The organism is Pseudomonas sp. PS01300, from assembly GCF_029960155.1.
GTDB lineage: Bacteria > Pseudomonadota > Gammaproteobacteria > Pseudomonadales > Pseudomonadaceae > Aquipseudomonas > Aquipseudomonas palmensis.
In genome coordinates this window covers 1-11,744 of sequence record NZ_JASCPN010000095.1, presented here as the reverse complement: position 1 = coordinate 11,744, position 11,744 = coordinate 1, and the positions used below count along the sequence as shown (strand labels likewise).

Genomic DNA, 11,744 nt, shown 5'->3' with positions numbered 1-11,744 from the left:
GGTCAAGCCCGCTCCCACAGGTATGCCGCTGCCCTAGAGATCAGCGATACCCCGTGGGAGCGGGCTTGACCCGCGAAAGGGCCTTCCATCCAACCCACATTTCCTGCCGAGTCTTCATCGTGAGCACACCCAGCCACTACTCCCCCGATTCCCCCATTCCCGACAGCCAGCGCGTCTTCGGCGCGCGGGACCTGTTCTCCCTGTGGTTCTCCCTCGGCATCGGCCTGATGGTGCTGCAGACCGGCGCCTTGCTCGGCCCCGGCCTGGGCCTGTCCGGAGCGCTGCTGGCCATCACCCTCGGCACGCTGGTCGGCGTTCTGCTGCTGGCCGCCGCCGGCGTCATCGGCAGCGACACCGGCCTGTCGGCCATGGGCACCCTGCGCCTGAGCCTGGGCCGCCACGGCGTGGCGCTGCCGGCCATTCTCAACCTGCTGCAACTGGTGGGCTGGGGCGCGTTCGAAATCATCGTGATGCGCGACGCCGCCAGCCTGCTCGGTGCGCGGGCCTTCGGCGCCGACAGCCTGTGGGTCAGCCCGCTGCTGTGGGCACTGTGCTTCGGCGCCCTGGCCACCGCGCTGGCGGTGGCCGGCCCGCTGACCTTCGTGCGCCGCATTTTGCGCAAATGGGGCATCTGGCTGCTGCTGGGCGCCTGCCTGTGGCTGACCTGGAACCTGTTCGCCAAGGCCGACCTGGCCGCCCTGTGGACGCGCGCCGGGGACGGCTCGATGTCGCTGGGGGTGGGCTTTGACATCGCCATCGCCATGCCGCTGTCGTGGCTGCCGCTGATTGCCGACTACTCGCGCTTCGGCAGGCATTCGGGGCAGGTGTTCGTGGGTACCGCACTGGGCTACTTCATCGGCAACCTGTGGATGATGAGCCTGGGGGTGGCCTACATCCTGGCCTTCGCCACCGATGGCGAAGCCAGCACCCTGCTGCTGGCGCTGGCCGGCGCAGGCTTTGGCATCCCGCTGTTGCTGGTGCTGCTCGACGAGTCGGAAAAGGCCTTTGCCGACATCCACTCGGCGGCGGTGTCCAGCAGCCTGCTGTCAGGCGTGAAGGTCGAGCACCTGGCACTGGTGATCGGCGTGGTGTGCACCCTGATCGCCTGCTTCGCGCCGCTGGGCCAGTACGAGAACTTCCTGCTGCTGATCGGCTCGGTGTTCGCGCCGCTGTTCGGTGTGGTGCTGAGCGATCACTACGTGCTGCGCCGGCGTCGCCTGCCGGGTGTGGTCGACGGCCTGCACTACGGGGCGCTGGTGGCGTGGGCCTGTGGTGTGGCGACCTACCATGTGCTGGCGCATTACGCCGCGGACGTTGGCGCCACCCTGCCAGCCTTGCTGCTGGCAGGGGCGCTGCATCTGTTGCTGGGCTTCAACCGCGGCCGGGAAACAGCTCGGGCCTGATCACGCCGTTCAGGCGCGGGTAGGGGATCTTGAGCTCGATGTGGCCCATGGAGTACGGGGCGATGGCATACACCTCGTACTTCACCACCACCGCGCCGTAGGTCAGGGCGACGTGCGGTGACTTCTGGAACGGCCAGTTCTTCACGAACTCGGCGTCCTTGTCCATGCCGGTGCTGATCAGCCAGCCCTTGTGGGCCTCTTCGACGGTCTTCCAGAAGGTTGCCTCCTGGCCCGGCACCAGCATGTCCTGCAGGGTCAGCACCTTGTCCTGCTGGCGCGAATAGTTGATGAAGCCGCGCCCCGGCATGCCGTGCGCGCCGCCGGTGTCCAGGTAGCTGGACAACTCGATGATCACCAAGCCGTCATGCTGCTCGCGTACCTTGGCCTGCAGGTAGCTGCTGTTGCGGCTCTGGGCCGATTGCAGGTAGCTGTCCTCGTAGGACTTGAGCGAGGCCGGCAACGGTGCGCCCTCGCCATCGCTGGTGAGCTTGAGCAGGCTGCGCTCGACGATCGCATCGAGCTTGGGGTTGGTGGGGAAGTGCACCGTGTCGATGTTCACCAGCGGGCAGTCGGCTGCGGTGCAGCCCGGCTTGATGTGCTCCCACCTGTCGCGCTTGACCTCGAGCGGCACGCGCATGTTGGGCTGGAACAGGCTCTGGCAGGCGCCCAGGGTCAAGGCCAGGGCGGTCACGCAGGCTAATTTCGCAAGTGACATGATGATCCTTGTAGTGCAACGGTAATCGGGCTTGGACCGTCGGCAATGCCGTCGGTTCGCCACTAAGCTGACAAGAAAGGCTGCGCCTATCCTCGCAGCCCGCACGATTGTTTTAAAGGGGTGAAACCGCGCAGTGTGCAGGTTAGGATGGCGCGACGTGGTAATGGGGTAACGAGGTATCCATGACAGACAAGCCAAAGGCCATGCCGACCGACGTACAGATCGTGCGGCGCGAAAACTGCTTCAAGGGCTTTTACCGGCTCGACCGGCTGCACCTGCGCCACGAGCTGTTTGCCGGCGGCATGGGCCGCGAGATCAGCCGTGAGCTGTTCGTGCGCCACGACGCAGTGTGCGTGCTGCCCTATGATCCGCAGCGTGACGAAGTGGTGCTGATCGAGCAGTTTCGTGTCGGCGCCATGGGCAAGGTCGACAACCCCTGGCTGGTGGAACTGGTCGCCGGTCTGATCGACAAGGACGAACAGCCCGAGGAGGTTGCGCACCGCGAGGCGCAGGAGGAAGCTGGGCTGACATTCAGTGCGCTGTGGCCGATGACCAAGTACTTTCCGTCGCCCGGCGGCAGCGATGAATTCGTGCACCTGTACCTGGGGCGTTGCCACAGCGACGGCGCGGGCGGCCTGCACGGGCTGGAAGAAGAGGGCGAAGACATTCGCGTGAAGGCCTGGGCGTTCGAGGATGCGTTGCAGGCCGTGCGCGATGGGCGCATTGCCAATGCCGCGAGCATCATCGCCCTGCAATGGCTGGCGTTGAACCGTGATGAAGTCAGGGGGCTGTGGTCGTGAATCTGTTGCGCGAGCGCTACCGGGTCGATCTGGTCGGCTTGCAGGCTGCCTGCGAGGCCAACTATGCGCGCCTGATGCGCCTGTTGCCCGACATGCGCACCACCCAGAGCTCGCGCCGCATCGGCATGACCCAGGGTGACCAGATGCTCGGCGTGCTGGTGGTCGACGTGGTGCTGGCCTGCCCTTACACCACCACCCTGCGCGTGCGCCAGGAGCACAGCCTGCCGTGGCTGCCGGTGCCGCAGCTGGAGGTGCAGGTGTACCACGACGCGCGCATGGCCGAGGTGGTCAGTGCCGAGCATGCGCGGCGCTTTCGCAGTGTCTACCCATACCCCAATGCGGCCATGCACCAGCCGGACGAAAAGGCCCAGCTCAACCTGTTCCTGGGCGAGTGGCTGAGCCATTGCCTGGCCTGCGGCCACGAACTGGAAGCGGTTCGCTGAAAATGTGACCGGTGTCGTGGGCGCGGGGTTTGCCGTTGCCTGCATTCCCACCATAATCGTGCAGAATCCGCCCAAGGAGACGGCCTTGCCGCACTCGATCATCCCTTCCCGTGACGCCTCGGTGCTGCTGGTGCAGCTCTCCGACAGTCATCTGTTCGCCGAAGCCGAAGGCACGCTGCTGGGCATGAATACCCGCGACAGCCTGCGCCGTGTGGTCGAGCGGGTACTCGACGAACAGCCGGTGGTCGACCTGGTGCTGGCCACCGGCGACCTGTCGCAGGATGGCAGCGTCGAATCCTATCTGCAGTTTCTGGCCCTCAGCGGCAGGATCCAGGCCCCGGCCCGCTGGCTGGCCGGCAATCACGACGAGCCGTTCCCCATGGCCCAGGTGGCACGCGGCAGTTCGCTGCTCGAGCCGGTGGTGGATGCCGGCGCCTGGCGGGTGATCATGCTCAACTCGGCCGTGTGCGGCTCGGTGCCGGGGCTGCTGGCAGACGATCAGCTGCAACTACTCAGGCAGGCACTCGAGGCCGCACCGCAGCGCCATTGCCTGATCTGCTTCCATCACCAGCCGGTTTCCATCGATTGCGCCTGGATGGCGCCCATCGGGCTGCGTAACGCCGATGCGCTGTTCGACCTGCTCAAGGGTTATCCACAGGTGCGCGCGCTGCTCTGGGGGCATATCCACCAGGAGTGGGACCAGCTGCGTGACGGTGTGCGTCTGCTCGCCTCGCCGTCCACCTGCATTCAGTTCGAGCCGGGCAGTGAAGACTTCAAGGTGGGCGACCAGGCCCCGGGGTATCGCTGGCTGCGCCTGCATGACGACGGCAGGCTCGAGACCGGGGTCTCGCGCGTGACCGACTTTGCCTTCACCGTCGATTACGGCAGCAGTGGGTACTGAGCGCTGCAAGCTGCAAGTGAACGCGAATATCACCGCCCGGTTGTAACCTGATGTTTGAAAGTTGCCGCTCAAGGCTTCTCGAACAGGCTAAACTGCGCGTCTTTTGTGCTCGTTGCGACGGGCGTTGCATGGGCATCGGGGGCGATCATGTCGGGTTCGATTCTTTATATCCACGGGTTCAACAGTGCGCCCAGTTCGACCAAGGCCAGCCAGCTGAGCAGTGTGATGCAGCAGCTGGGGCTGGCCGGGCAGCTGCGCGTGCCCCTGCTGGACAACCATCCGCGCCAGGCCGTGGCGCAGCTTGAACGTGCCATCGCCGAGCTGGGTTCGCCATTGCTGGTCGGCAGCTCGCTCGGGGGCTACTATGCCACCCACCTGGCCCAGCGCCACGGGCTCAAGGCCCTGCTGATCAACCCGGCCGTCAATCCGCACCAGCTGTTCGACGGCTACCTGGGCCCGCAGCAGAATTTCTACACCGGGGAAACCTGGGAGCTGACACTGGACCACGTGCAGGCCCTGGCCGAGCTGGAAGTGCCCGCACCGAGCGACCCCGAGCGCTTTCAGGTATGGCTGCAGACGGGCGATGAAACCCTGGACTACCGCCGTGCCCAGGCCTTCTATCGGGCCTGTGCGCTACGCATCGAGGCCGGTGGCGACCACAGCTTCCAGGGCTTCGCGCAGCACCTGCCGGCCATGCTGAGCTTTGCCGGCATTGCACCGCAGGTGTACCAGGCGTTCGATTTTTCTGTACTTTGACTGATTATTTTCACCTACGACTGACGACGAGAACCCATGGCCAATCCCAGCGCTAGCGCCTATAACGCAGACGCCATCGAAGTCCTCTCCGGCCTTGACCCGGTGCGCAAGCGACCGGGCATGTACACCGACACCAGCCGGCCCAATCACCTGGCCCAGGAAGTCATCGACAACAGCGTCGACGAAGCGCTGGCCGGCCACGCCCGCACCGTGCAGGTCATCCTGCATGCAGACCATTCGCTGGAAGTGTCCGACGACGGTCGCGGCATGCCCGTGGACATCCACCCCGAAGAGGGCGTGTCGGGCGTCGAGCTGATCCTCACCAAGCTGCACGCCGGCGGCAAGTTCTCCAACAAGAACTACCAGTTCTCCGGCGGCCTGCACGGGGTGGGCATCTCGGTGGTCAACGCCCTGTCCAACCAGGTACGGGTACGGGTCAAGCGCGACGGCAACGAGTACCAGATGACCTTCGCCGACGGCTTCAAGGCCACCGAGCTCGAAGTGATCGGTACCGTCGGCAAGCGCAACACCGGTACCAGCGTGTACTTCGCGCCCGATCCCAAGTATTTCGACTCGCCCAAGTTTTCCATCAGCCGCCTCAAGCATGTGCTCAAGGCCAAGGCTGTACTGTGCCCGGGGCTGCTGGTCAGCTTCGAGGACAAAGGCACCGGCGAGAAGGTCGAGTGGCATTACGAGGACGGCCTGCGCTCGTACCTCGAAGACTCGGTAAGCGAGTTCCTGCGCCTGCCCGATGCGCCGTTCTGCGGCAGCCTGGCGGGCAACAAGGAGGCCGTGGACTGGGCCTTGCTGTGGCTGCCCGAAGGCGGCGATAGCGTGCAGGAAAGCTACGTCAACCTGATCCCCACCGCCCAGGGCGGCACCCACGTCAACGGCCTGCGCCAGGGCCTGCTCGATGCCATGCGTGAGTTCTGCGAGTTCCGCAACCTGCTGCCGCGCGGGGTCAAGCTGGCCCCCGAGGACGTGTGGGAGCGCATCAGCTTCGTGCTCTCGATGAAGATGCAGGAGCCGCAGTTCTCCGGCCAGACCAAGGAGCGCCTGTCGTCCCGCGAGGCCGCCGCATTCGTTTCCGGCGTGGTCAAGGATGCCTTCAGCCTGTGGCTCAATGCCCACCCCGAAGTGGGCATGCAACTGGCGGAACTGGCGATCAACAACGCCGGGCGCCGGCTCAAGGCCAGCAAGAAGGTCGAGCGCAAGCGCGTGACCCAGGGCCCGGCACTGCCGGGCAAGCTGGCCGACTGCGCCGGGCAGGACCCGATGCGCGCCGAGCTGTTCCTGGTCGAGGGTGACTCGGCCGGTGGTTCGGCCAAGCAGGCGCGCGACAAGGAGTTCCAGGCCATCCTGCCGCTGCGCGGCAAGATCCTCAACACCTGGGAAGTCGACGGCGGCGAAGTGCTGGCCAGTCAGGAAGTGCACAACATCGCGGTGGCCATCGGCGTCGACCCCGGTGCCACCGACATGAGCCAGCTGCGCTACGGCAAGATCTGCATCCTGGCCGACGCCGACTCCGACGGCCTGCACATCGCCACCTTGCTCTGCGCCCTGTTCGTGCAGCACTTCCGCCCGCTGGTGGAGGCCGGCCACGTGTACGTGGCGATGCCGCCGCTGTACCGCATCGACCTGGGCAAGGAGATCTACTACGCCCTGGACGAGGCCGAGCGCGACGGCATCCTCGACCGCCTGGTGGCCGAGAAGAAGCGCGGCAAGCCGCAGGTCACCCGATTCAAGGGCCTGGGCGAGATGAACCCGCCGCAGCTGCGTGAAACCACCATGGACCCGAACACCCGGCGCCTGGTGCAGTTGACCCTGGAAGACCTCGAAGGCACCCGCGAGATCATGGACATGCTGCTGGCCAAGAAACGTGCGGGCGACCGCAAGAGCTGGCTGGAGTCCAAAGGCAACCTGGCCGAGGTACTGGCTTGATCGCTCGGTGCCTGGCAGCGCTGTTGTCACTGCTGGGCGTGCCGGCGCTGGCCGAAACCTGGCCGGAGCTGGCGATGCAGAGCGAGCATCCGGTAGAGGGCATGCGTGGCGGCAACCTGTCGGGGCTGGCCCTGTGCAACGGCGAGCTCTGGACCGTCTCGGACCGCGACGACGACCTGCTGTACCGCCTGGACACCACCCAGACGGTGTGGCAGGCCGAAGGTATTCGCCTGGAGGTGCCGCCGGTGCCGGACAGCGGCCTGCCCTGGGGCCTGCGCTCGAGCAACTGGGCAATGTCCTACGTGCGCGGCGGCGAGCTGGATTTCGAAGGCATCAGTTGCGATGCCGCAGGCAATCACTACCTGGTCAGCGAAACCCATGTGGCGGTGCTCAAGGTACCAGTCGCAGGCGACCCCAGCTGGCTGAAGATCGACCCGAGCATGGTCCGCCAGGCGCGCGCCAGCGGCATGCTGCTGCACTTCAATGCATTGTTCGAAGGCATCGCCGTGAACCCGGCCGGCGATCGCCTGTGGCTGGCCGCCGAGCGCGAGCGCCGCGGGCTGATTTCGATCAATCGCCAGCAGACCACCTGGCACTGCGGTGATGGCTGCGTGCTGCTCAGCGAGGCCGGCACCGAGATGCAGCCTGCGCAGATGCCCAATGCCCGCGAGCGGCCCCGGGATTTTGCCGACCTGGCGCTGTTCGAAGGCAAGCTGTTCACCCTGGAGCGCAACGCCTACCGTATCTGCCGGCGTGATGCCGACACTGGAAGCGTGGAGCGCTGCTGGTCGTTCGCTGCCGATGCCCTGATCGAATCGCGGCAGTATTCGCAGCCGTTCGGCCTGGCCGAGGCCCTGGTGATCGATGCCAAGGGTGCCTGGATAGGCCTGGACAACAACGGCGGTCGCCGCGCCGATGGTGAAAACCGCCCGATCGTGTGGCGCTTTGCAGCGCCCCAGGGCGGCTGGAGCGCCAAACCGTGAGCCAGGCACCGGGCAAGCGTGCCGGCCGGGTGATGCTGGTGCTGGCGTGGGCGGCCGGCCTGTTCCTGGCCACGCGCTTTTTCGGCGACTGGGAACAGCGCCAGGCCAACCCCAACAGCCAGATCAGCTCGCAGCACGGCGATGGCTATGTCGAGGTGCGGCTGCTGGGCAATGGCCAGGGGCATTTTGTGGCCGACGGTCTGATCAACGGCCAGGCCGTGCATTTTCTGCTGGATACTGGCGCCACCGACGTGGCGATCCCCGAGAGCCTGGCCCGGCAGTTCAGCCTGGAGCGTGGTGCGCCCGTGACCCTGAGCACCGCCAATGGCCGTACCGAGGGCTATCGCACCCGCCTCGACAGCCTGCAACTGGGCGATATTCTGCTGCGCGACGTACGCGCCCTGGTGGTGCCGGGGCTGGACGGCGAGCAGGTACTGCTGGGCATGAGTGCCCTGAAACGACTCGAATTTACCAAGCGCGGCGGCACCTTGCTGCTGCGCCAGACCTTGAAATGATGAGGCCCGCATGAGCGACTCCCTTGATCTCAGCCTCGATGGCGTAGAGCGCCGGTCACTGGCTGACTTCACCGAACAGGCCTACCTCAACTATTCCATGTACGTGATCATGGACCGTGCGCTGCCGCATATCGGCGACGGTTTGAAGCCGGTGCAGCGACGCATCGTCTACGCCATGAGCGAACTGGGCCTGGACGCCGATTCCAAGCACAAGAAATCGGCGCGTACCGTCGGTGACGTGCTCGGCAAGTTCCACCCGCATGGCGATTCGGCCTGCTATGAAGCCATGGTGCTGATGGCGCAGCCCTTCAGCTATCGCTACACCCTGGTCGACGGCCAGGGCAACTGGGGTGCGCCGGACGATCCCAAATCCTTCGCGGCCATGCGCTACACCGAAGCGCGCCTGTCGCGCTATTCCGAGGTGCTGCTCAGCGAACTGGGCCAGGGCACTGCGGACTGGGGCCCGAACTTCGACGGTACCCTCGACGAGCCCCTGGTGTTGCCGGCACGTTTGCCGAACATCCTGCTCAATGGCACCACCGGTATCGCCGTGGGCATGGCCACCGACGTGCCGCCGCACAATCTGCGCGAAGTGGCCACCGCCTGCGTGCGCCTGCTCGACGAGCCCAAGGCCACGGTCGAACAGCTGTGCGAGCACATCCAGGGCCCGGACTACCCGACCGAAGCAGAGATCATCACCCCGCGCGCCGACCTGCTGAAAATCTACGAAACCGGCCGTGGCTCGGTGCGCATGCGCGCCGTGTACCACATCGAGGACGGCGACATCGTGGTCACCGCGCTGCCGCACCAGGTGTCGGGCGCCAAGGTGCTGGAACAGATCGCCGCGATGATGCAGGCCAAGCCGTCCAAGGCGCCGCAGGTGGCCGACCTGCGTGACGAATCGGACCACGAGAACCCGTGCCGCATCGTGATCATCCCGGTGCACAGCCGCGTCGACCACGAAGCGCTGATGCAGCACCTGTTCGCCAGTACCGACCTTGAGTCCAGCTACCGGGTCAACATCAACATCATCGGCCTGGACGGCAAGCCGCAGTTGAAGAACCTGCGCACGCTGCTGGTCGAGTGGCTGCAGTTCCGCGTGCAGACCGTGCGCCGTCGCCTGCAGTTCCGCCTGGACAAGGTGGAGCGTCGCCTGCACCTGTTGGACGGCTTGCTGATCGCCTACCTCAACCTGGATGAAGTGATCCACATCATCCGTACCGAGGAGCACCCGCGGGCCAGGTTGATCGAGCGCTTTGCATTGAGCGAGATCCAGGCCGACTACATTCTCGACACGCGGCTGCGCCAGTTGGCCCGTCTAGAAGAGATGAAGCTGCGCAACGAGCAGGACGAACTGCTCAAGGAACAGGCCAAGTTGCTGGCGCTGCTGGGCAGCGAAGCCAAGCTCAAGAAACTGGTGCGCACCGAACTGCTGCAGGACGCCGAAACCTATGGCGACGACCGTCGCTCGCCGATCGTCGAGCGCGCCGAAGCCCGTGCGATGACCGAGCACGACCTGCTGCCCAACGAAAAGGTCACGGTGGTGCTGTCCGAGAAGGGCTGGGTACGTTCGGCCAAGGGCCACGACATCGATGCCACCGGGCTCTCGTACAAGGCCGGCGACGGCTTCAAGACCGCAGCCGCGGGGCGCTCGAACCAGTACGCGGTGTTCATCGACTCCACCGGCCGCAGCTACTCGGTGCCGGCGCATACGCTGCCGTCGGCACGGGGCCAGGGTGAACCGCTGACCGGTCGCCTGACCCCGCCGCCCGGTGCTTCGTTCGAGTGCGTGCTGATGCCCGAGGATGACGGCTTGTACGTGATTGCCTCCGATGCCGGCTACGGCTTCGTGGTCAAGGGCGAAGACCTGCAGGCCAAGAACAAGGCCGGCAAGGCCCTGTTGAGCCTGCCGAACAACGCCAAGGTGATCCTGCCGCGCCCGGTGGGCAACCGCGAGCAGGACTGGCTGGCGGCGGTGACCACCGAAGGGCGCCTGCTGGTGTTCAAGATCAGTGACCTGCCACAGCTGGGCAAGGGCAAGGGCAACAAGATCATCGGCATTCCGGGCGATCGCGTGGCCAGTCGTGAAGAATTTGTCACCGACCTGGCAGTGATTCCCGAAGGTTCGACCCTTGTATTGCAGGCCGGCAAGCGTACCCTGTCGCTCAAGGGCGATGATCTGGAGCACTACAAGGGCGAGCGTGGGCGGCGTGGCAACAAGCTGCCGCGCGGCTTCCAGCGGGTCGATGCGCTGCTGGTGGAAAACGTCGAATAAGCGACCTGGTGGCCGCAAACGGGTATTTTAGTGACCGTTTGCGGCTTAAACACTGGAGTCGCACGGAACTTTCGCGGATGATAGGCCCCTTGTGGTGCCAGCGTAGCTGTGTGCCCGACGTATTCATGAGTATCACTGCGGCAAGCCGTGTGGCGGCCGCCTGGATGGGATGATGACTTTTCTGCGCCTTCCATTTGTTCTACTGCTCAGTGGCGTGCTGGGCTTGGCCGGGTGCAGCATGCACCAGCCGGTAGCGCTGTATCAGCTCGACAGTGGCGAGCCGGGGCAACCTGGCCAGAGCAACGGCATGGCCGTGGTGCTGGGGCCGGTCTCGGTGGCCGACTACCTGCAACGCGAAACCCTGCTGCAACGCCAGCGTGACGGCAGCCTGACGGCAGCGACCGATGGTCGCTGGGCGGGCAGCCTGTCGGCCGACATCGACCAGTTGCTGGTGCGCCAGCTGGCCTGGCGCCTGGACAGCCAGCGTGTGGTGCTGGCACCGGCCAGTACCGGGTTCAACCCGGATGTGCAGGTGCTGCTGTCGATCACGCGCCTGGACTCGGGCGTTGGCCAGCCGGCGATCCTCGATGCCCAGTGGCGCTTGCTTGATCGTCGTGGCCAGGTGCGTGACAACCGCATCGTGCATTTCGAGCAGCCCCATGAAGGCAGCTCGGCGGCGCAGGTACAGGCGCAGGGGCAACTGCTGCAGCGTCTGGCCGAGCAGTTGAGCGTGGCGTTGAAGCCGTTGGCCAATCAGCCGCCGATCGTGCAGGAACAGCCGAAGAAGGCCACGCCGGTACAGCAGGTGCGCAAGGAACCGGAGAAACCGAAGATTCCGATGGCGACACCGATTCGTACCGAGATGGAAGTGTTCCGGTTTTAACCGTGTCTAGTCCTGAAATAGGTTTACACCTGTTCAGGTAGGCCGATAGGCCTCAAAACGCCCGATGCACCGCATCGGGCGTTTTGTTTTTCAGGGCCATATGGGGCCGTTCTGTGTTGTAGATCTGCA

Annotated in this window: 11 protein-coding genes; 10 read left to right on the top strand and 1 reads right to left on the bottom strand. The window is 65.3% G+C overall.

What is annotated here, in order from left to right; genetic code table 11:
* Positions 1-119 precede the first annotated feature (119 nt).
* The gene (cytX, locus tag QMX96_RS25495; RefSeq protein WP_282362659.1) at positions 120-1,403 is read left to right on the top strand and encodes a putative hydroxymethylpyrimidine transporter CytX; all 1,284 of its coding nucleotides are present in this window, start codon (positions 120-122) and stop codon (positions 1,401-1,403) included.
* On the opposite strand, the gene QMX96_RS25490 is transcribed toward cytX, so the two are convergent.
* Positions 1,372-2,118 (bottom strand): RsiV family protein, encoded by a 747-nt coding sequence (locus QMX96_RS25490; protein ID WP_043863563.1) that lies wholly within the window; start codon positions 2,116-2,118, stop codon positions 1,372-1,374. The genes cytX and QMX96_RS25490 overlap by 32 nt on opposite strands.
* A 182-nt stretch (positions 2,119-2,300) precedes the next feature.
* On the opposite strand from QMX96_RS25490, the gene QMX96_RS25485 reads away from it, so the two are divergent.
* From QMX96_RS25485 to QMX96_RS25445, 9 genes are all read left to right on the top strand, one after another.
* A complete protein-coding gene (locus QMX96_RS25485; protein WP_043863562.1) occupies positions 2,301-2,918 on the top strand; it encodes an NUDIX domain-containing protein in 618 nt (205 codons plus the stop codon).
* A complete protein-coding gene (locus tag QMX96_RS25480) occupies positions 2,909-3,361 on the top strand; it encodes a DUF1249 domain-containing protein (RefSeq protein ID WP_282362658.1) in 453 nt (150 codons plus the stop codon). The genes QMX96_RS25485 and QMX96_RS25480 overlap by 10 nt, the downstream gene beginning before the upstream one ends.
* Positions 3,362-3,446: 85 nt before the next feature.
* Positions 3,447-4,262, top strand: coding sequence for a 3',5'-cyclic-AMP phosphodiesterase (gene cpdA / locus QMX96_RS25475; RefSeq protein WP_123753301.1), 816 nt, complete (start codon positions 3,447-3,449; stop codon positions 4,260-4,262).
* 147 nt (positions 4,263-4,409) lie between these two features.
* A complete protein-coding gene (locus tag QMX96_RS25470) occupies positions 4,410-5,018 on the top strand; it encodes a YqiA/YcfP family alpha/beta fold hydrolase (protein ID WP_043863559.1) in 609 nt (202 codons plus the stop codon).
* Between the two features lie 36 nt (positions 5,019-5,054).
* Positions 5,055-6,959, top strand: coding sequence for a DNA topoisomerase IV subunit B (parE, locus tag QMX96_RS25465; RefSeq protein WP_043863558.1), 1,905 nt, complete (start codon positions 5,055-5,057; stop codon positions 6,957-6,959).
* Positions 6,956-7,942, top strand: coding sequence for an esterase-like activity of phytase family protein (locus QMX96_RS25460; protein ID WP_058541604.1), 987 nt, complete (start codon positions 6,956-6,958; stop codon positions 7,940-7,942). Before parE ends, QMX96_RS25460 begins: the two co-directional genes overlap by 4 nt.
* The gene (locus QMX96_RS25455; RefSeq protein WP_282362657.1) at positions 7,939-8,457 is read left to right on the top strand and encodes a TIGR02281 family clan AA aspartic protease; all 519 of its coding nucleotides are present in this window, start codon (positions 7,939-7,941) and stop codon (positions 8,455-8,457) included. Before QMX96_RS25460 ends, QMX96_RS25455 begins: the two co-directional genes overlap by 4 nt.
* 10 nt (positions 8,458-8,467) lie before the next feature.
* Complete coding sequence (gene parC / locus QMX96_RS25450; protein ID WP_054915737.1) at positions 8,468-10,732, top strand: DNA topoisomerase IV subunit A; 2,265 nt, start codon at positions 8,468-8,470, stop codon at positions 10,730-10,732.
* A 172-nt stretch (positions 10,733-10,904) separates the two neighbouring features.
* Positions 10,905-11,615 (top strand): PqiC family protein, encoded by a 711-nt coding sequence (locus QMX96_RS25445; protein ID WP_043863554.1) that lies wholly within the window; start codon positions 10,905-10,907, stop codon positions 11,613-11,615.
* Positions 11,616-11,744 lie beyond the last annotated feature (129 nt).

Bases quoted from the DNA above. Each gene is read 5' to 3' on its own strand.
- parE (WP_043863558.1), top strand. From the start codon at position 5,055: ATGGCCAATCCCAGCGCTAGCGCCTATAACGCAGACGCCATCGAAGTC.
- QMX96_RS25490 (WP_043863563.1), bottom strand. From the start codon at position 2,118: ATGTCACTTGCGAAATTAGCCTGCGTGACCGCCCTGGCCTTGACCCTG.
- QMX96_RS25470 (WP_043863559.1), top strand. From the start codon at position 4,410: ATGTCGGGTTCGATTCTTTATATCCACGGGTTCAACAGTGCGCCCAGT.
- QMX96_RS25445 (WP_043863554.1), top strand. From the start codon at position 10,905: ATGACTTTTCTGCGCCTTCCATTTGTTCTACTGCTCAGTGGCGTGCTG.
- parC (WP_054915737.1), top strand. From the start codon at position 8,468: ATGAGCGACTCCCTTGATCTCAGCCTCGATGGCGTAGAGCGCCGGTCA.
- QMX96_RS25485 (WP_043863562.1), top strand. From the start codon at position 2,301: ATGACAGACAAGCCAAAGGCCATGCCGACCGACGTACAGATCGTGCGG.